Source organism: Streptomyces sp. NPDC016309 (assembly GCF_043077235.1).
Lineage (GTDB): Bacteria > Actinomycetota > Actinomycetes > Streptomycetales > Streptomycetaceae > Streptomyces.
In genome coordinates, this window is record NZ_JBIBSG010000003.1 from 597,779 (window position 1) to 617,082 (window position 19,304).

Below are 19,304 nucleotides of genomic sequence, written 5' to 3' on the forward strand. Positions count from 1 at the left end.
GTTCGTTCCTTCTCGTCGATGCGGTCGTGGATGCGGTCCGAACGGTCGCCGGAGCGACCGGAACCCGGACTGCACAACGGCCCCGCGCCGACGGACGTATGCCGCATTCACCCGTTTGCCGGGGTCAGCGGCGGACCGGCCGGAAGTACCTCTCCAGAGCCCAGGCCGCCAGCCGCCGCCCGACGGCGTTGCCCGCGGTGTCGGCCGTCCGGGTGTGGATACCGGCCCAGACGCGGGCGTCGACCACATCCCGGTCGTAGTCGCGGGCGTGCCGGTAGTGCCGGGTCGTGCCGGTGCCCCGCGACCTGATCCGGAGGTCGACGTCGGGGGTGCCGAACAGGCCGGTCAGGGTGCGCATCAGGGCGCCGCCGGACGCGGCGTGACCGCTCAGGTAGTCGGGGTGCGGGGGCGTCGTCAGCAGCGGCTCCCAGTCCGGGTCGGCCCGGGTCGCCGGGTTGCCGTCCCGGTCGGCCTCGCGGACGGCGGTGATGGGCCGCCAGGTGCCGTAGTGCAGCTTGGCGTCCCAGGCGGCGACGACCGCGTCCAGCATGGCGGTGTTGGCGGCCGCGTACGTACGGGCCGTCTCGACGATGTCGAAACCGTGCCGGTCCGCGTGGTCGCCCAGCGCCTTCTGCACCTCCAGGTCGGTGAAGAACAGGGCGTTCTCCGTCTGCCGGGGGGTGCGCACCGAACCCTTCCCGGCGCCGAACGCCCGCACCTCGGCCAGGTCCCTGGCGTACCGGACGGAGCCGAGCCGCGGCGGGGGACCGGGCCGGAACCGGTCGGGGGAGCCGGTCAGCATCGGGCGCAGCCGCGCCAGCCAGGCGCTGTCGAACGGCCGGCCGCCCGGGGGCGTGGGCCGCCACACACCCGGCGCGGGGCGCGCGGGGAACGGCACGGCCGCCCCGCGGCCGTCCCCGGCGCGCAGGGCCAGCAGGTGATCGGCGGCCCGCTCGCCGAACGCGACGCCCTCGTCCTCGGCCCGGCCGTCCGGGACACGGGCCAGGCTCGCCGCGTAGAGCGCGCCCAGCCGGGGCGCGGCCGCCGGGAACGAGAGCCGCAGCAGCCGGTGGGCCGCCGCCGCGGCGGCCGCCTCCGAGGACGCCGTACGGGGTCCGCGCGCGGCCCAGCGGTAGGGCTCGTACCGCCCCTCGATGCCGACCACCGCGTTGTACATGGCCGTGGCGGTGAACGCGTGCCACACCAGCTCCTCCGGAGTGGTCAGCCCGCCCTCCGGATCGACCGTCCCGGTGACGGCGCCCATCCACTCGGCGACCACCGCCCCGGACGCCGGGGCGCCGGCCCGTGCCGGCCCCGCGGCGGCGTGCGGGACGGCCTGTGCCAGGGCCGCCAGCCCGGTGGCGGCGGCGACCGCCACGGCCGTACGGGGCGCCGACCATCCCGCTCTCCTGCGTCGCACAACGAACTCCTCGCGCCGGTTGCCTTTCCCAGAGCTGTAGACCCCGGGGCGGGCGGCCAACCGCTCCGCCCCGAGGCCTGCGCCGTACGGTGCAGGCACACCACCCGCACGGAGTCGGCCGCGTCAGTCGTCGACGCGCTCCAGAACGTCCCCGAGGTCGACGAACGCGAAGTTCGTGGCCTCCCGGTCGCCGTCCACCGGCGTGTCGTGACCGTCCTGGACGACCAGCAGGCCGTGCGGGTACTTCGCCCCGAGCGGGGCGTTCAGGACGGCGGCACCGTCACACTCCTCGGACCCGTCGACGGAGCCGTCGGCCGTGGCGGTGACGCGGAACCCGCCCTCGTACTCGTTGGCGTCCGCCACCTCGCGGTCGTACAGGGCGAAGGTGTCGTCACCCTGGCTGGAGGCCAGCAGGTAGCCGTCCCCGCCGGCCTCGGTGAGCAGTGCCAGGCCCTCCACGTCGGCCGCCAGACGGGTGCCGCCGAAGCCCGGGTCGGCACCGGCGGAGCACTCCTCGGTCTCCTCGTCGTACACGCCCGGCACGCCGTACTCGCGGACGCGGTCGACCAGCTTCGGGGCGGCGCCCGTCAGATCCGCGCGCACGCGCCAGATGCCGACGTCCTCCTGGCCCGCGTACAGCGTCCCGTCGGCCGGGTCGACGACCATGCCCTCGACCTGCGGCAGCTCGCCCGGCTCGCCGCACGGCGTCCAGGACGTGCCGTCGGGCAGCCGGAAGGACGACGGCAGGTCCAGACTGCGGACCTTCCGGTAGGTGACCGTGCCGGTGGCGGTGGGCCTGAGCTCCAGCAGGGCGATCGTGGTGCGGTTGCGCCGGCTGACCAGGGCGTAGGAGCGGCCGGTCGTGCGGTCCGTCCAGGTGGCGAGCCCGTAGGCGGTCTGCTGGTCGTTGACCTCGTCCTGACCGGCGGAGAAGACCGGCGGCGCGGCCGGGTCCGTGACGTCGACGAGCGGCCCGCCGGCGCGGCCGGGCGCGATGCGGTGGACGCGGAGGCGGTCGTGGCCGCGGTCGGTCGTCACGGTGACGTCCGCCCGGCCGGTGGAGAGGCGGAGGCCGTGCACCAGGTCCACGTTGTTGAAGCGGCCGGGGGCGTCACCGGGCCGGGCGGCCGGGGGAGCGGGGACCGCCTGCACCTGGCGGGCGTCCAGGTCGTAGACGCGCAGCCCGCCCTCCTTGGCGGTGGCGATCACCAGGCTCCGGTCCGGACTGGCGGCGTTGCGCCAGATCGCCGGGTCGTCGGCGTTGGCGTTGCCGCCCGCCTCGTCGTCGTACAGCGTGGCGGTTTCCGTGCGGGGCGCGACGCCGGGCAGGGCCGGGGCGGACCGGGCCGGCTGCGCGCCGGCGGGGCCGGAGGCGGCGAGCGCCGCCAGGGCCGTACCCAGGACGAGAGCGGCCGACCGGACGGGACGGTGCCTGAACACGAGAGGGAACCCCTTGCTGTCGGGAGCATGGCAAACCGGTGCCGATCATGGAGGGGATCGGTGACCGGCTCCCCTACGCGGGGTGTGCCTCTCGTGAACTCGACGGGTCGACGGCGCCCGCCGCTCAGGTGGGCACGCCAGGGGCGGGCGTCTCGGCGGGCATGTCCTCGGGCACCCGCACCGGCCCGGGCTCCGGACCGCCCGGCTCGAACCCCGCCAGCATGCGTTCCAGTTGCTGCTGGTCCGGGCCGACGAACGGGTCGGACCCCGGCGCGGAGCTGATCGAGTCGACCATCCGGGGCGTGAGGCCGGACGCCGGCGGCAGATGGGTGCACAGGACGGTCTCCGGGTCCATCTCCCGCAGCGGCCGTACCGTGGCGAGGAACTTGTCGGCGTCCACCGTGTGCACCCACGGGCTGTCGACGGTCGCCCACAGCAGTTGCGCCGCCCGCAACTGCTCCGGCACCAGCGCGCCCGCGTCGTCGCACTCGGCCAGGTCCGCGCTCGGCATGGGCGCCCCGAAGCAGTCCGAGCTGAAGCAGGCACGGGCCCGGTCGTCGTAGAAGCCCACCGTCGCCGGATTGTCGAAGAGCGGCGGCCGGAACGCCGTCAGCGTCCGGTCGCCCACGTCCAGGGACTGCCCCGGGTTCAGCAGGAACACCCGGTCCAGGGGCAGCGGCCGCTCGGTGGACATGATCCCCGCCCCGAGGAAGGTGGTGATCACCCGCGCCCGCGGCGCCTCCTCCAGCAGCGCGAACAGTCCGCCCGTGTGGTCCCGGTCGGGATGCGTGAGCCATATCCACCGCACGTCGGCGGGGTCGATCGCCGAGCCGAGCGTCTCCAGGAAGTTCCGGTCCGGAAGGCTGGCGCCGGTGTCCACGACCACCGGCTCGGCGGCGTGCAGCACGAAGGCGTTGATGGGGAGGAAGCCGATGCCCGGCACCTCCAGCGAGTCCGCGAGGACGGTGATGTCGCGACCGAGTCTGTGCATGGTCATGTGGTGCTCCGATGCCCCCGGGGCGGTGGAGAAGGCTCGCGGCCGCGGCGGGAGCCGGACCTGGCCCACCCGTCCGGGCTCCCCACGTCCCATGGTGGTCCCCTCCGCACCCGTCCGCACTCCGGCGGCGTTCGAGCGCGGGAGCCGGTGGTACCCGCGTAGCAGCCGTTCCGCCCACCGGCGTGCGTGCGCGCCGGTATGGAGGCACGGTGGCAGGACGGAGAGGAGCGGTCATGGGCGGCGCAGAGGGGTCCCCGGCCGGCCGTGGCACGGCGGGCGGACCCGGGGCGGGACCCGGGGCGGCGCAGCCGTCGTCGGCGGAGGGGCTGCTCGACGTCCTGGGAGTGGCGGCCGTGGTGCTCGACGCGGAGGGGCGCATCGTGCTGTGGAGCCCGCAGGCCGAGTCGCTGCTCGGGTACTCGGCCGAGGAGGCCCTGGGCCGGTACGCCGCGCAGCTCCTGGTGCCGCAGGAGCACTTCGACCGGGTCCTCCACCTCTTCGAACGGGTGATGAGCAGCGGGGACACCTGGTCGGGGGACTTCATCGTCCGGTGCAAGGACGGGACCACCCGGGTGCTGGAATTCCGCAACATGCGGCTCCTGGACGACCGGGGCGACTACTACGCCCTGGGCCTGGCCACCGACCGGGCCGTGCTGCGGAAGGTGGAGCGCGACCTGGCGCTGTCGGTGCGGCTGGTGGACCAGTCGCCCATCGGCCTGGCCGTCGTCGGCACCGACCTGCGCTACGTGGGCGTCAACGCCGCCCTGGAGCGGATCGACGGCCTGAGCGCCGGCAGCCACATCGGGCGCCGGGTCGCCGAGGTGCTCCCGTTCGTCGACGCCGCCGCGGTCGAGGAGGCGATGCGGACCGTACTGGCGAGCGGGCAGCCGCTGCTCGACCGTCAGATGGTGGGCCGCACCCCGGCGGACCCGGACACCGACCGCGCCTGGTCGGTCTCGCTGTACCGGCTGGACGACGTGGCGGGCCGGGTCCTGGGCCTGGCCATCTCGGTGATCGACGTGACCGACCGGTACCGGGCGGCCACGGAGGCCGAGCGGGCACGCCACCGCCTGGCCATGGTCGCCGACGCCTCGGTACGCGTCGGCACCACGCTCGACCTCGAACAGACCGCCCGCGAGCTGGCCGCCATCGCCGTCCCCGAACTCGCGGACGTCGCCGCCGTCGACCTCCTGGACACCGTGCTGGAAGGGCGCCCCGCCCGCATCGCCGACGACGGGCCGGCCGTCATCCGCGCCCTGGCCGTCGCCGCCGCCTACCCCACCGTCGCCGTCGAGGCCGCCGACCGCCCGGGCGAACCGGCCCACTACGGCGCCGACCGGCTCGTCACCCGCTGCGTACGCACCGCCCGGCCGGTCATGGTGTCCGAGGTCCACGCCGACGACCTGTCCTGCATCGCCCGGGACCACCAGGCGGCGGACCTCCTGTCCCGCGCGGGCGTCCACTCCTACCTGGCCGTGCCGCTGATCGCCCGCGGCGAGGTGCTGGGCGCACTCGACCTCAAACGCGCCCGCAACCCGCTCCCGTTCACCGAGGACGACGCCCTCCTCGCGAGCGAGCTGGCCGCCCGGGCGGCGGTGTGCATCGACAACGCCCGCCTCTTCCGCCGCCAGCGGGAGACCGCGCTGACCCTCCAGCGCAGCCTGCTGCCGACACCGCCGCGCCACCTCGTCGGACTGGAGGTGGCCTCCCGCTACCAGCCGGCCGGCGCGGGCAGCGAGGTCGGCGGCGACTGGTTCGACATCATCCCGATGGACGGGGAGCGGACCGCCCTCGTGGTGGGCGACGTCATGGGAAGCGGCATCAACGCCGCCACCACCATGGGCCGTTTGCGCACCGCCACCCAGACCCTGTCCCGCCTCGCCCTCGGACCCGCCGAGGTCCTCCGGCACCTCGACGAGATCACCGCCGGCCTGCAACCCTCCCTCGCCACGTGCGTGTACGCCGTCTACGACCCCCACCGGTCCCAGTGCCGCGTGTGCACCGCCGGCCACCCCCCGCCCGTCCTGGTCCGCGCCGACGGCGGCCCCCGGCTGCTCGACCTCCCCACCGGCGCGCCCCTGGGCGTCGGCGGCGTCCCCTTCCACGACGTCACGGCCGAACTCGCCCCGGGCGACCGCCTGGTGCTCTACACCGACGGCCTGGTCGAAACCCGCGGCCAGGACATCGACACCCGCCTGGACCGGCTGCTCGACCTGCTCCGCACGCCCGACCCCACCCTGGAGGCCACCTGCGACCGCCTCCTCCGCGAACTGCTCCGCGGCGGCAACCAGGACGACGTCGCCCTCCTGGTCGCCCGCGTCCGCGAGTGACCGGCGTCCGCGCCCCACCCGCCCCCGCGCCCACCCGCCTCCCCGACCGGCCCGCCTCCGCGCCCTCCGTCTCTCCGACCGGCCCGCCACCGACCCGCCGGAAAACCCCTCCCGGCGCCGCCCGGAAAGGGCCCCGTACGCCCTTCGGGGCGGGCGCGCAACAACGTGCCGCCGCCCGCCGGGGCCCGCGGCCCCGGCCGTGCCGCGCCGGGGGCTCCCGGAGCCGTGCGCGGCGTCGGCGCACCTCCGCCGAGCTGGGCTTCCGCCCCGCCGCGCCCTACCGTGCGGGGAGCGAGAGAGGGGACGCGGATGGACCGCACGATACGAACCGTCGACGACGTGCTGGGGCTGCTGGACGGGCTGTTCGCACGGGAGGCCGACCGCTGGACCGCCGACGGCGCCGCCTGGTGGGACGGCTTCTACACCGACCGGACCAAGCCGGTCCCGTTCTTTGCCGACAAACCCGACGAGAACCTGGTCGCCTACCTGGAGCGGGGCCTGCTCACCCCCGGCCGGGCCCTCGACCTCGGCTGCGGTCCGGGCCGCAACGCCCTCCACCTGTCCTCGCTGGGGTTCGAGGTGGACGCCGTGGACCTGTCCCCGGTGGCGATCGAATGGGCCGAGGAGCGCGCCCGGGCGGCGGGTGCCGGCGTACGGTTCCACCGCGGGGACGCCTTCGCCCTCGTGGGCACCGAGCTCACCGGCACCTACGACCTCGTCTACGACTCGGGCTGCTTCCACCACCTGCCGCCCCACCGGCGCGTCAGCTACCTTGCGCTCCTCGACCGGGCCCTGGCCCCCGGCGGCCACTTCGCCCTCACCTGCTTCGCCTCCGGCGCGATGGGGTCGGAGGAGCCGGACGCCGCCTTCTACACACAGTCGGCCCTCCACGGCGGCCTGGCCTACACGCCCGAGGCGCTGCGCCACATCTTCTCGGACCTGACGGAAGTGGAATTGCGCCGGATGCGTGACGAGCCACCGGAGTCGGCCCTGTTCGGCGAGGCCTTCCTCTGGACCGCCCTGTTCAGGGCGCCGGAGGGCGCACCCACCGGGGAACGCCGGGCTCCCGGCGGTACGGGGCGTGACTGATGGGGAAGTGAGGCGTTGGTCTGGCTATGACCAAGTCTCAGCGTATTCTCGCCGCCCTCGCCGTGGCCGCCGGCGCCTCCGTGCTGTCGGCCCCCACGGCGGGGGCGGTCATCGTGCCCGCCCCGGGCCCCCAGGGCCCGTCGCTCCTCAACCGGGTCGACGGCCTGGCCTCGATCGCCGTCGCCCCCGAGCACCGTCACGAGGTGCCCACCATCACCGAGCAGTTCGGCGGGCTCGACGGGCTCCAGCGCCTCGGCGAGGCGCGGCAGCTCATCGCACCGGTGGCCCCGGTGCTGGGGCTGCTGCCCGCGGGCTGACACCCGCGGGCGCGCCTCCGGGGGCGTAGGGCGGGGCTACTCGAAGCGCGACGGGTCGCCCGCCCCGCGGCGTACGATCTCCGCCTCGCCGCCGGAGAAGTCGACGACCGTGGTCGGCTCGGTGCCGCAGTCGCCCGAGTCGACCACGGCGTCCACCACGTGGTCGAGGCGCTCCTTGATCTCCCAGCCCTGGGTCAGCGGCTCCTCCTCGTCCGGCAGGAGCAGGGTGCTGGAGAGCAGCGGCTCACCGAGCTCGGCCAGCAGGGCCTGGGTGACCCCGTGGTCGGGGATCCGCACCCCGACCGTCTTCTTCTTCGGATGCATCAACTGGCGCGGCACCTCCTTCGTCGCGGGGAGGATGAAGGTGTAACTGCCGGGCGTCGCCGCCTTGATGGCCCGGAACACATCGTTGTCGACGTGCACGAACTGCCCCAGCTGCGCGAAGTTCTCGCACACCAGGGTGAAGTGGTGCCGGTCGTCGAGGTTCCGGATCGACCGGATCCGGCCGATGCCGTCACGGTTGCCGAGCTGGCACCCCAGGGCGAAACACGAGTCCGTCGGGTACGCGACGAGCGCGCCGGCACGGACGAGGTCGACCACACTGCTGATCGTGCGCCGCTGGGGATTCTCGGGGTGCACGTCGAAATACTTCGCCATCCGCCGAGCCTACGCGATCAGACCCCGGGCGGCCGTCCCCCGCCGCCGTCCGGGCCGCTCACGCCCCGCCGTTCCCGCACCCCGCCGTTCCCGCACCCGCCGTTCACGCACCCCGGGAGCGACCGCGCCGCCGGCCCGCCCGCCGGGCACCGGCGACCCACCAGCCCAGCAGCACGACCAGCAGCCCGACGAGCACCTTGGCCGCGAGGCCCCACAACACCTTCCCGGGGTCCTCGTGCCGGGACAGCTCCCACCAGGCGTACCCGGCGACCGCCAGGGCGGCGAGCACCGCCGCGCCGGCGAGCCTCCGGCCGACGCCCCGGGCCTCCCCGGTGCGCAACGCGGCGGCGGACGCACCCGCGAGCAGGACCAGCACACCCACGAGGGTGAACACCACCGGCATGCCCGGGACGAACAGCGACACGGCGAGCAGCACCCCACCGGTGGCCAGGGCGAGCTGCACCATCCGGTGGCCGAAGACACCGGGACGGGTGAGGAAGTGCACCATGGCCCACACCGTCAGCGTGTAGCCGCGCAGCGCGCCGGCCACCGTGGCCAGCGCCTTCACCCGTGACAGCCGCCCGAGGGAACCCACCGTGACGGCCGCGGTGTGGGCCGCCGTGTCGGCGAGCAGGTCGCCGCCCACCTCGTCGGCGATCCGCTGACCGCCGATCACCCGGGCGCCCTCCCACAGCTCCCACAGCGTCTCCGGCGGCAGATTCCCGCGCGCCGCCCTGATGGCCCGGGCGTCGTACTCGGCCAGCCACCGCGTACTGCCCACGGGCCGGCCCTCGCCCTCCGACCGCACCGCGTCCGCGAGCCGGTGCAGATCCTGCCGGAGCACCTGCGTCTGCGCCGCCCGAGTGACGGCCTCGACGCACAGCCGGAACCCCGGGTCGTCCTCCGGCCGGCCGGCCCCGGGCGACGGGGCGACGATCCGCTCCCTCACGAAGGCCGCGCACGGGGCGGCGTACCGCTCCTCCCAGATGCCCTCCAGCCACGCCCGGTCCGCCGCGTCGCGGGCGTCCACGGCGCAGGCACGGACCATCCCGGTGACCGCCTCCGCGGCGCTCTCCACGGTGGAGGCCCCCCACCGCCCGACCGGTCGCCGCCCACACCTGCCGCAGCCGCTCGCCCGACAGCAGCGTCCGTACCAGATGGGCGGCGCCGTCCAGGCGCCCGTGGATCCAGTCGTTGACCCGCCACGACGCACGGTAGAAGGCACCGAAGTGGTGGAGCTGCTTGCCCGTCAGCAGGTCGGGGCTGTGCGAGGAGAACTGGACCAGTTCGACCTCCTGCTCCACCTCGCGGTGCGCCCCCGCGTACGCGAGCTGGACGACGTCCAGGCGGAGCATCCGGGACAGGACCGCGTCCGGGTCGTCCCCCGCGAGCAGGTAGCCGGTCATGGCGCCGAGCCGTTCCCGTTCCGTGCCGTCGGGGTCGACCACCGGATTGTCCGTCGCGGCGATCCACCGGAGCGCCTCGGCGCAGCGGTGCAGACAGTCCGCCAGGCCCCGCGCCTGCGCGTAGCGCCGGGCGGGCCGGGAGACGGCGCCCGGCGACGGGGCGGCCGGACCGGGCGGTGCGTTCCAGGCGACGAGCGCGTCCCGCACGGCGGCCTCCAGACGCTGGACGGCGGCGGCGGTCGCCATGCCGTGACCGTCGTCCTCCCGGAGCGGGAGGGTCGTGGCGGACCAGTGGGCCCCGAGGTCGTCCCACTCCTCCTGGATCGTCTCGAACAGCCGGCCCGCCCGCTCCCGGCTCCGGACCACCGCCAGCCGCTCCGGCGAGCCCAGCGGTGCCAGCCACACGGCCCGCTTGAGGACGTCGACGGTCAGGTCACGCAGTCTGCGCACGGTCGACTGGCCCCAGTCCCAGGCGTCACCGGTGCGGGCCGCGGCCTCGCCGGGCGAGTCCCCGCGCGGGATGAACGAGTCCGGCCGTCCGCGCAGCTCCCACAGCACGGCGCGCAGGCATCCGACGACCTCCGTCTCGCTCCACCGGGACCGGGCGTCCGACCGCTGCCCCGCGGCCATCCAGCGGCCGATGGTCTCCGCCGCGTGCTGCACCCGCACTTCGAGATAGCCCTGCCAGGCCGCCTGGGAGAGCGGTTCGGCCGTCGTCGCCAGCGCGGCCGCGAACCTGTCCCGGGCCCGGCGCCGGAGGCGCACGTCCTCGTTGCGGGTCCGGATCTCCCGCAGCTCGCGCGAGACCGAGTCGGTGGACCTCAGCCGGCTGAGGACGCCCAGCAGGACCTCCGGGGCCGGTGGCAGCGGCTCCGGGGCGCCGTCCGGGCGCGCGGCGGCGAGGGCCTCCGGCTCCGCCTCGCCCGGGTCGGGGACCACGTAGGTGAGCAGCCGCCGTACCTGGAGCCGGGCGGGTTGGCGGTAGACCGCGTCCAGGGCCGGGCGGATCGGCTTGTTGAGGAGGACCCCGCCGTCCACGACGTACTGCGGCGTCCGGAAGTTGGCCCGTCCGGCCGAGGAGGGCCACGGGCCGTCCCCTGGACCGGGGTCCGCGGGCACGTCCACCCACTGCGGTTCGAATGCCGCCGGGAACGAGGACGAGCAGCGCGCCGCCACCGCGAGCCGGTCGACCACCGCGTCGTCGTCGAGGTCGCCCGTCCCGCCGGGCCGGCCGCCGTCCCCCGAGCCGAACAGGAACCGGGCGTCGTGGTCGACCTCCGTCAGCCGGACGCCCATGTCGTCACTGAAGGACGTCTCCCGCCCGCGCCACAGGGTGCCGGTGAGGACGAGTTCCACCGGCCGGTCCCGGCCCGGGCCCCCGGCGACGGTCGCACCACCGGTGCCGGCCGTCGCCGGCCGGGCGGTCTCCAGCACGTGCCGCAATGCCTTGCGGAGCTCGTCCAGGAAGTAGTCGCCCTTCAGCAGCGACGGCGGATCGCGGCGGAGCGGGTGCCGGAGCAGCGCCCCCAGCGCGCCCTTGTCCCGCCACAGGTCGCCGATGGACGCGATGTCCCGCTCACGGCGAGTCCGAGCGCCAGGAACGCCCCGTTGAGGCCGCCCGCCGACGTGCCGGCGATGACATCCACGCGGGCGTCGGCGTGCAGCAGGTCCAGCAACGGCCGGTAGACGGGCTCCGCCCAGCGGCGGGCCATGGCCAGGTGGTGCAGTTCGACGGCGACCCCGCCGATCCACACCGCCAGGCTCACCCCGCCGTTCATGACCACGGCGAGCCGGATGTCCTGGCGGTCGATGTCCTCGTCGCCGTCCGTCATGCCCTCATCCGTCATCCCCGTCATCCCGTCATCCCGTCATCCCCGTTGTCCCGTTCTCCGCGTACGCGTGCGTCCGGTGGCCCTCCCAGCTCACCACGCGGGAGCGGGGGGACCACCGACCGCCGTCGGGGCAGCCGGGTGAACCTTCCCCGGTCGCAGCGGCGGGCCGGGAGGGTCGTGGCCGGCCGGGTGCCGGGTACGGGGCCGTGCCGGTTGGGCCGGTGGGCCGGGGGCCGTCTCAGGGCCGGGGCGTGTGCGGGTGCCCGGCGGGTTCCAGCGGCAGCAGCTCCGGCCGTTTGGCGGCGCGGCCGTCGCCGGACGAGCGCCCGCGCAGCCGCCGTCCGAGCCAGGGCCCCAGGAACTCGGCCGCCCAGCGCAGTTCGGCGCCGACGGCGTGCCAGGGTCCGGGCAGCGCGCGTGGGGGCAGCGGCCGCGCCCAGCCGTCGTCGCTCCCGGGCAGGCGCAGGGCGTGGGCGACGGCCGCCGCGATGCGTTCGTGGCCGAGCGGGCTCGCGTGGAGACGGTCCCCGGTCCAGAACCGGGGGTCGGTGCACACCGGCTGCCCACCGGTGTCGGCGACCGTGACGCCGTGCCGGGCGGCCGCGACGCGGACACGGGCGTTGAGGTCGAGGATCCGGGACCGCAACGGCCGGGCGATCGGCGCGATGCGGCCCAGGTCGGGGAAGGTCAGGGTCGCCACGCGGGCCCCGGTGGCGGACAGCGCGGCGAACACGTCCTCCAGGGTGCCGGCCACCTCCTGCGCGTCGAACCGCGGGCGCAGCAGGTCGTTGGCCCCGGCCACGACGGTGACCAGGTCGGGGCGGAGGGCCAGGGCGGGCGCCAGTTGCTCGTCGCGGACCTGGCCGGCGAGGCGTCCCCGTACCGCCAGGTTGGCGTACCGGAGCGCGGGGTCGACGGCCGTGAGCCGTTCGGCGAGCCGGTCGGCCCAGCCGCGCAGGCCCACCGTGTCGTCCCCGTCGCCCACCCCCTCCGTCATGCTGTCGCCCAGGGCGACGTACCGCAGGTACTCACCGTTCGGCATGAGCCGTGCTCCGCCTCTCCCGCAGGACGGCCGCGATCCGCAGGCACCAGTCCCGGTGCTCCCGCTCGAAGGCGAGACCGCGCAGACAGGTGAGGTACGGCCCGATCCGTTCGCCCCGGAGCAGGAACTCGTCCTCGTCGGCGTCGCCGCGCATCCGGCGCAGCAGCCCGTCCAGGAGATCGATCTTGGCCTCGGCCGCGGCGGCCCTCTCCTCGAGCTGCCCGATCACCGGCGCGGTGCCGATGCGGTCGGCGGCCTGGACCTTGACGAGCAGATCGTCGCGGATGAACGAGGGCTTCGACGCGGCGGCGGCGAACCGTTCCAGCTCGGCGCGGCCCGCGTCGGTCACCCGGAAGACGCGCTTGTTGGGCCGGGATTCCTGGACCACCTGCCGGCCGGCGACGAAGCCCTCCTTCTCCAGCCGGGCCAGTTCGGCGTAGAGCTGCTGGGGCAGGGCGTGCCAGAAGTTGGCCACACCGATGTCGAACGCCTTCGCGAGCTGGTAGCCGCTGAACTCGCCGTCCAGCAGCGCCGCCAGTACGGCGTGTCGCAAGGCCATGGCGGGCGTACCCCCTTCCCCTTCGTCGTCCGTCCCGGCATCATACTCAAAAAAGTGACTAGTCACATTGTTGAGTACGAAGGAGAGGTCCATGGACAAGACCGCCGACGACTTCCGCACCGCGGTGGAGGAGCGCGACCTCGACGCGCTGGGAGAGCTGTTCACCGACGACATCCGCCTCAACAGCCCGGTCAAGTTCACCCCCTTCGAGGGCAAGCCCATGGTCCTGGGACTCTTCGGCGTCCTGGTGCGCACCTTCGAGGACTTCCGTTACGTCGGGCACTTCGAGGGGGCGGCATCCGGCACCGACGGTGACGAGGATCCCGCGGTGGTGATGCCGTTCCGCGCCACGGTGCGGGGCAGGGAGATCCACGGCATCGACCTGCTGCACCTCGACGGTGCGGGCCGGATCAAGGAGTTCACGGTGATGGTCCGCCCGCAGTCCGCCGTGCAGGCGCTGGGGGAGGCGGTGCTGGACGGGCTGGTCGCCGACGGCCTCGTACCGCCGGCGGGCCGGCCCGGAGGCGCATGACCGTGTGCTCGTGTGACCGTTGAATCCGGGGGCGGGATGACGGGACCCGGGGGGCGAGAGTGGGGGAGCGGGCGTCCCGGCGGCAGGTGGGGGCCGCCGGGACGGGGCCACATGGTGCGGGTACCGACGGTCAGTTGGCCGGTGCCTGGTACAGGCCGCGACCGGCGCGACGGGCGCGGGAGGTCGCGACGAGCCGGTCGAGGGTGCTGCGCACGGTGTTGATGGCACCGGTGCTGACGTCGCGGCCGAGCTCCTTCGCGACGTCACGGGCACGGAGGGGCTTGTCGCTGTTGCGGGCGAGGACGGCGGCGACCTGTTCGGTCAGACCGCTCCCGTCGGTGGCGGGGGACTCCTTGGCCGCCGCGGGCTTCGCGGCCGCGGCCGGCTTGGTGGCCGTCGCCGGCTTCGTGGCCTTCGTGGTCTTCGGCGCCTTGGCGGTCCTGGCGGCCTTGGCGGTCTTCGCCGGGGCGGTCTTGGCCGTGGTGGCCTTCTCCGCGGTCGACTTGGCCGTGGTGGTCTTGGCGGTGGTGGTCATGGCGGTGGTGGTCTTCTCGGCGGTCGGCTTGGCGGTGGAGGCCTTCTCCGTGGCGGCCTTCTTCGCCGGAGCGGAACGCTTGGCCGTGGCGGCCTTCCTGGCCGGGCGGGACGCGGCGGAGGGCTTGGCCGGCTTCTTGGCCGGGCTCTTGCGTCCGGCGGCGGAGGTGCGCGGCGTGCGCTGTGCCGGAACGGTCTCCGCCGCGACCGCCACCGGCTCGGGAGCGGGCTCCCGCGCCGGCGCCTCCTCCGCGGTCTCCGGTGCCTCATTCTCCTGCGCCTCGGGCGCCGGTGCGCCGGTTTCGGGTGCGCCGGCCTCCTCCGCCTCCGCCTGCTGCGGAGCCTGCTGCGGCTCCTGAACCCGCTCCTCGTCGGACTCCTGCTCCGTGGCGGTGGCCGCCGGGGCCTCCTCGGACGCCGGGGTCTCCTCGGCCGCCGGGGTGGCCTCGGTGGTGGCTGCCTCCTCCTCCGTACCGGCCGGTGCTTCGGTGCGCGGTGCCGGGACCGCCGCGGTGGACAGTGCCTCCAGCGCGGTCAGCGCGCTGCGCACGGACTCCAGCCGCTCGGTGACGGCGGCGAGGTCCTTCTCCAGTGCCTGCTGGTGCTGCTCCAACTGGGGGAGTTCATCCCTCAGCAGGGCGGTGGTCGCTTCGATGCTGTCCGATGCGGTGGCCGGAATGGGCACGTGTCCTCCTGCTGGTTCATGGCGTTTGCGAAGAGTGGGGACTGTGCCGAAGGGTACGGCCGTCGCGTTGTGTCAAGCAAACAAGCGCGGTTTCCCGGGCCGGCCCTCCAACCGCCATGCCGTCACCCCTCTTTCGGGCTTGCCGGAGCAACTGTTGTGTCCGGCGGTTCCGTTGGGATGAGGACACCGCTCGCGGCCGGCTCGCCCGCCGGTGGTTCGCCCGCCGCCGGTGGTACGTCCCCGGGCAGGAAGGTGACGTGCGGGGCCCCCGTCCGGGGATGCACGACCACCTCACCCGTCACTCCGTACACCTCGGCGAGCAGGCGCGGTGTGAGCACCTCGCCCGGCGGACCCCAGGCCACCACCTCGCCGTCCCGCAGCACATGGAGGCGGTCGCAGTAGTAGGCGGCCAGGTTGAGGTCGTGCAGGGCGACCAGGACCGTGGCCGGCAGCCGGCGGAGCACCCCCAGTACGTCGAGCTGGTGACGCACGTCGAGGTGGTTGGTCGGCTCGTCCAGGACGATCAGGGACGGCTGTTGTGCCAGCGCCCGGGCGATCAGCACGCGCTGCCGCTCGCCGCCGGAGAGCCGGTCGAAGGGGCGGTCCGCAAGCTCCGCCGCGTCGACCGACGCCAGCGACGACGCGACCAGCAGTGCGTCCTCCGCCGTGTCTCCGTCGAACAGCCGCTTGTGGGGGGTGCGGCCCATGGCCACCACCTCGCGCACCGTCAGGTCGAAGTCGGCGCCCGGTTCCTGCACCACCACGGCCATGGTGCGGGCCAGCCGCCGCGCGGACAGGGACCGGACGTCGGTCCCGTCCACACGCACGCTGCCGGTGCCGGGCCGCAGCACCCGGTACACCGCGCGCAACAGGCTGGACTTCCCACTGCCGTTGGGACCCACGAGCCCGATCACCTCACCGGGCCCGGCGCTCAGCGTGACGTCCCGCACCAGCCGGCGGGCGCCGGCGGTCAGCGTGAGGCCCTCCACGGAAAGACGGTCGGTGCTCATGCCACTCCTCGATCGGTGGTCCGCCGGGCGTCCCGGCGCATCAGCCACAGGAAGAACGGTCCACCGCACAGTGCGGTCAGGACGCCGACGGGGATCTCCATGGGCGCGGCGACCGTCCGGGCCGCGACGTCGGCCCAGACGAGGAACACCGCTCCCGCCAGCGCCGCGGTCGGCAGCACCCGCCGGTGGTCGCCCCCGACGAACAGACGCACCACGTGCGGCAGCATCAGCCCCACGAAACCGATCGGTCCGGTCGCCGCGACCAGGACACCGGTGACGAGGGACAACAGGACGAACATCCGGACCCGGAAACGCGGCACGTCCAGCCCCATGGTGGTGGCGGCCTCCTCGCCCGCCAGCAGCAGGTTCAGCGAACGCGCCTGCACCAGCAGCACCCCGATACCCAGCAGCAACGCCGCCGCCGGCAACCACAACGTCGCCCAGCGGACCCCACCGAGCCCCCCGAGCGTCCAGGCGAGGACCTCCCGCGCCTGGTTGCCCCGGTCGGCGGTCAGCAGCAGCAGATCCGTCACCGCGGTGAGGACCGAGGCGACCGCCACGCCCGCCAGCACCAGCCGGACCGATGTGATCCGCCCCCCGGCGCGGGCCGTGGTGTACACGAGCAGCAAGGTCACCAGGGCCCCGGCGAACGCCGACACCGACAGCGACACCGCCCCGAAGAGACCGGCGCCCGACACGATCACGGCCACCGCGCCGAGGGACGCCCCGGAGGACACGCCCAGCAGGTACGGCTCCGCCAGCGGATTGCGCACCAGGGCCTGCATGGCCGTGCCCACCACCGACAGCCCGGCGCCGGTCACCGCCCCGAGGAGGACGCGGGGTGCCCGTACGTCCAGCACGATCGTCTCGCGCGCACGGGACCACGCCGGCTCCTCGGGTCCGGCCCCCAGGGCGTGCGCCACGATGCCCCACACCTCCCCGGGCGGTACGCGCACCGAACCGATGGCCAGCCCCGCCGTCACCGACAGCAGCAGGAGCACACCGAGCACCACCAGCGAACTCGCGAACGCCCTCCGTCCCCTCGGCGCGCGGGCCGGCGCGCCCGTCACGGCACGGGCCGGCGCGGCGGCCGTCACCGGAAGCGCTCGGGGTGCAGGGCGCGGGCCAGGTCCTCGACGGCGTACGGAGGACGCACACCGACGAGGGTCGCGGTGAGCGGCAGGACCACGAACCGCCGGTTCTTGACGGCGGGCACATCGGCCAGCGCCGGCTGCGAGAGCAGGTACCGCTTCTTCTGCTCCACGCTCCCCGAGCCGCGGTAGTCGTAGATCGCGATCACCTCGGGCCGGCGGGCGACCACCTGCTCCCAGGACACGTCACCGAACACGGCGTCCAGATCCGCGAACACGTTGCGTCCGCCGGCCAGGCGGATGATCTCGCTGCCCAGGCCCTTGCCGCCCGCGGTGAACGCGGACTTGTCCCCGCTGTCGTAGACGAACACCGGCACCGCCGGCGCGCCCTCGACCGCCTCGCCGGTGGCACGGATGCGCCGCTTCAGCCCCGCGATCAGGGCGTCGGCCCGTTCCGGCACTCCGAAGATGGTGCCGATGGTGCGGATCTCGTCGTAGGTGTCGTCCATCGACACCCGGTCCTTGCCGCAGTACTCGCGGTTGAGGTACGTGTCGATGCCGGCGTCGGCGAACGCCTTGCGGGACCGCCCCTCGTTCTCGGCGAACGCGCTGCCGTAGCCGCCGTACACGAAGTCGGGCTCGGCCTCCAGGACGGTCTCGAAGGACGGCTCCTTGTCGGCCAGTCGCGGGACGGCCTCGAAGTCCTTCCGGTACGCGGGCAGGACGGCCGAGTCGGGGAAGGCGGTGCCGGCCATCCGGTCCTTCAGCCCGAGGGCGAGCATCAGTTCGGCGGGGTGCTGGTGGATGGTGACCACCCGGGAGGGTGGTTCGTCGTACGTGGTGCTGACGCCGCAGTTGTCGACCGTGACGGGGAAGCCCCGCACGGAGGTGGCCGTGGTGCGCCGGCCGCCGTCGCCGCCCTGTGCGCCGGCGCCGCACCCGTTCAGCAGGGCGGCGGTCAGGACGGTGGAGAGGGCCACGGCCGCCGCCCGCCACCGCGGGGCGCGGCGGGGCTCCGGGACGCGGGGCCGCGGCACGGGCCGACGGGTGGGCGGCAGGGACGGGAAGGGAGAAAAGGGACGGTGCGTGCCGTCGTCCACGTGAAGCCTCCTGAGGAGTCCGCGCTCCTTTGGATCGGGCCCGCGACAGGCCAGTGTCCTGACTCCCGGATCGACGTTCCCCCGGCCTTCCCGCGCGGTGTGCGTGGCCTCCTCGAGGGGTCCACTCCCCGGTCACAGTGGCGGGACCGTGCCGGATTCGCACCGGCTTCCTGTCTCCCGTCGCGGTGATGACCGGACGATCCTACGGGGCGGACGAGCGCGGGTTCCGGGTGGCCCGGTAGCGCGAGGGCGAGATCCCGTACCGGCCGGTGAACGCCTGGCGGAGCGCTTCGGCGGTGCCGAAGCCGCACCGGGCCGCCACGCCCGCCATCGGCAGGGTGGTCGACGCCAGCAGATGGGCGGCGGCCTCGACGCGGGCCAGCCGGACGTACCGCCCTGGTGCCTGCCCGAGGTGGTCCGTGAACAGCCGCGTGAGGTGACGTGGCGTCACCCCGGCGCGGCGGGCCAGTGTCACCGTGCGCAGGTCGCCGCCCGGGTGGGCGGTGACGTACTCGACGAGGGTGCGCACCAGCGCGTTGCGGGGCGGGGGAGCGGCGGTGAACAGGCTCATCTGCGCCTGGTTGCCGGGCCGTTGCAGATACACCACCAGATCGCGGGCGACCTGGCGGGCCAGTTCGGGGCCGTGGTCCTCCTCGATGAAGGCCAGCGTCAGGTCCAGCGCGCTGGTGACGCCCGCCGCGGTGTACACGTTCCCGTCGCGTACGTAGATGGGCGTGGGGTCCACCGTGACCTCGGGGTGCCGGGCGGCGATCCGGGACGCGAACCGCCAGTGGGTGGTGGCGCGCCGGCCGTCCAGCAGCCCGGCCGCGGCCAGGACGCCCGCTCCGGTGCACACCGACGCCACCCGCCGGCTCACCTCCGCCAGCCGGCGGACGTGCCCCACGAGCCGGGGATCGGCGGCCGCCCGCTCGAAACCCGAACCGCCCGACACGATCAGGGTGTCCAGCGGTCCCACGAGCCGTTCGAGCGACTCCTGGCAACTGAGGCTCAGCCCCGAGTCGCAGACGACCGGCCCGCCGCCCGGGCCGGCCACCCGCACCCGGTACGGCGGGTCCGGCGCACCGACCCGGTTGGCCATGGCCAGCCCGGTGGTCACGCACGCGATGTCCAGCAGCTCGGTCGCCTCGTAGCCGACGACCACCATCAGCCGTTCCGTCGCGGGGCGGCGCCCCGTGAGCCGTTCCCCCATGGGCCGACCCTATGCCGGAAGGACCGGTACCCCAAGGCCACGGACATCGGTGC

General features: G+C 74.7%; 17 protein-coding genes, 1 pseudogene and 1 riboswitch. Of the genes and pseudogenes, 4 read left to right on the plus strand and 14 right to left on the minus strand.

Features of this window, described 5'->3' with window-relative positions; all coding sequences use genetic code 11:
• Window positions 1-124: 124 nt before the first annotated feature.
• The 3 genes from ACF068_RS10515 to ACF068_RS10525 all read right to left on the minus strand — a co-directional run bounded on the left by ACF068_RS10515 (window position 125) and on the right by ACF068_RS10525 (window position 3,857).
• Entirely contained in the window at window positions 125-1,420 is a 1,296-nt protein-coding gene (locus ACF068_RS10515; protein ID WP_392273783.1) for a vanadium-dependent haloperoxidase, read from the minus strand.
• 123 nt (window positions 1,421-1,543) lie between these two features.
• Window positions 1,544-2,860: a phytase gene (locus ACF068_RS10520; protein WP_392273784.1), complete on the minus strand. Its 1,317-nt coding sequence runs from the start codon at window positions 2,858-2,860 to the stop codon at window positions 1,544-1,546.
• Window positions 2,861-2,984: 124 nt separating this feature from the next.
• Window positions 2,985-3,857, minus strand: a complete 873-nt coding sequence (locus ACF068_RS10525; RefSeq protein WP_392273785.1) for an MBL fold metallo-hydrolase — start codon at window positions 3,855-3,857, stop codon at window positions 2,985-2,987.
• 233 nt (window positions 3,858-4,090) lie between these two features.
• On the opposite strand from ACF068_RS10525, the gene ACF068_RS10530 reads away from it, so the two are divergent.
• The 3 genes from ACF068_RS10530 to ACF068_RS10540 all read left to right on the plus strand — a co-directional run bounded on the left by ACF068_RS10530 (window position 4,091) and on the right by ACF068_RS10540 (window position 7,593).
• Window positions 4,091-6,187: a SpoIIE family protein phosphatase gene (locus ACF068_RS10530; RefSeq protein WP_392273786.1), complete on the plus strand. Its 2,097-nt coding sequence runs from the start codon at window positions 4,091-4,093 to the stop codon at window positions 6,185-6,187.
• Window positions 6,188-6,496: 309 nt separating this feature from the next.
• On the plus strand, window positions 6,497-7,276 hold the full coding sequence (locus tag ACF068_RS10535; protein ID WP_392273787.1) for a class I SAM-dependent methyltransferase: 780 nt from the start codon (window positions 6,497-6,499) through the stop codon (window positions 7,274-7,276).
• A gap of 26 nt (window positions 7,277-7,302) precedes the next feature.
• Window positions 7,303-7,593: a hypothetical protein gene (locus ACF068_RS10540; protein WP_392273788.1), complete on the plus strand. Its 291-nt coding sequence runs from the start codon at window positions 7,303-7,305 to the stop codon at window positions 7,591-7,593.
• Window positions 7,594-7,629: 36 nt separating this feature from the next.
• Here ACF068_RS10540 and ACF068_RS10545 read toward each other — a convergent pair whose 3' ends face one another.
• The 6 genes and pseudogenes from ACF068_RS10545 to ACF068_RS10570 form a co-directional block, all read right to left on the minus strand.
• On the minus strand, window positions 7,630-8,250 hold the full coding sequence (locus ACF068_RS10545) for an L-threonylcarbamoyladenylate synthase (RefSeq protein ID WP_392273789.1): 621 nt from the start codon (window positions 8,248-8,250) through the stop codon (window positions 7,630-7,632).
• A gap of 103 nt (window positions 8,251-8,353) precedes the next feature.
• Window positions 8,354-9,328 (minus strand): hypothetical protein, encoded by a 975-nt coding sequence (locus ACF068_RS10550; RefSeq protein ID WP_392273790.1) that lies wholly within the window; start codon window positions 9,326-9,328, stop codon window positions 8,354-8,356.
• 43 nt (window positions 9,329-9,371) lie between these two features.
• Window positions 9,372-11,225: pseudogene (locus tag ACF068_RS10555) on the minus strand (patatin-like protein); the annotation flags it as partial.
• On the minus strand, window positions 11,135-11,503 hold the full coding sequence (locus tag ACF068_RS10560) for a hypothetical protein (RefSeq protein ID WP_392273791.1): 369 nt from the start codon (window positions 11,501-11,503) through the stop codon (window positions 11,135-11,137). The pseudogene ACF068_RS10555 and the gene ACF068_RS10560, both read right to left, overlap by 91 nt.
• 223 nt (window positions 11,504-11,726) lie before the next feature.
• Window positions 11,727-12,530, minus strand: coding sequence for an SGNH/GDSL hydrolase family protein (locus tag ACF068_RS10565; protein ID WP_392273792.1), 804 nt, complete (start codon window positions 12,528-12,530; stop codon window positions 11,727-11,729).
• A complete protein-coding gene (locus ACF068_RS10570; protein WP_392273793.1) occupies window positions 12,517-13,089 on the minus strand; it encodes a PadR family transcriptional regulator in 573 nt (190 codons plus the stop codon). Before ACF068_RS10570 ends, ACF068_RS10565 begins: the two co-directional genes overlap by 14 nt.
• 91 nt (window positions 13,090-13,180) lie before the next feature.
• On the opposite strand from ACF068_RS10570, the gene ACF068_RS10575 reads away from it, so the two are divergent.
• Window positions 13,181-13,621, plus strand: a complete 441-nt coding sequence (locus tag ACF068_RS10575; RefSeq protein ID WP_392273794.1) for a nuclear transport factor 2 family protein — start codon at window positions 13,181-13,183, stop codon at window positions 13,619-13,621.
• Between the two features lie 130 nt (window positions 13,622-13,751).
• Here the strand turns inward: ACF068_RS10575 and ACF068_RS10580 are convergent, their stop codons facing one another.
• The 5 genes from ACF068_RS10580 to ACF068_RS10600 form a co-directional block, all read right to left on the minus strand.
• Complete coding sequence (locus ACF068_RS10580) at window positions 13,752-14,840, minus strand: hypothetical protein (protein WP_392273795.1); 1,089 nt, start codon at window positions 14,838-14,840, stop codon at window positions 13,752-13,754.
• Between the two features lie 122 nt (window positions 14,841-14,962).
• Complete coding sequence (locus ACF068_RS10585) at window positions 14,963-15,850, minus strand: ABC transporter ATP-binding protein (RefSeq protein ID WP_392273796.1); 888 nt, start codon at window positions 15,848-15,850, stop codon at window positions 14,963-14,965.
• Window positions 15,847-16,920, minus strand: coding sequence for a FecCD family ABC transporter permease (locus ACF068_RS10590; RefSeq protein ID WP_392273872.1), 1,074 nt, complete (start codon window positions 16,918-16,920; stop codon window positions 15,847-15,849). The genes ACF068_RS10585 and ACF068_RS10590 overlap by 4 nt, the downstream gene beginning before the upstream one ends.
• A 23-nt stretch (window positions 16,921-16,943) precedes the next feature.
• Window positions 16,944-18,041: an ABC transporter substrate-binding protein gene (locus ACF068_RS10595; protein ID WP_392273797.1), complete on the minus strand. Its 1,098-nt coding sequence runs from the start codon at window positions 18,039-18,041 to the stop codon at window positions 16,944-16,946.
• A gap of 45 nt (window positions 18,042-18,086) precedes the next feature.
• Window positions 18,087-18,247: riboswitch (cobalamin riboswitch) on the minus strand.
• On the minus strand, window positions 18,244-19,251 hold the full coding sequence (locus ACF068_RS10600) for a GlxA family transcriptional regulator (RefSeq protein ID WP_392273798.1): 1,008 nt from the start codon (window positions 19,249-19,251) through the stop codon (window positions 18,244-18,246). Its footprint overlaps the riboswitch before it by 4 nt.
• Window positions 19,252-19,304: the final 53 nt, after the last annotated feature.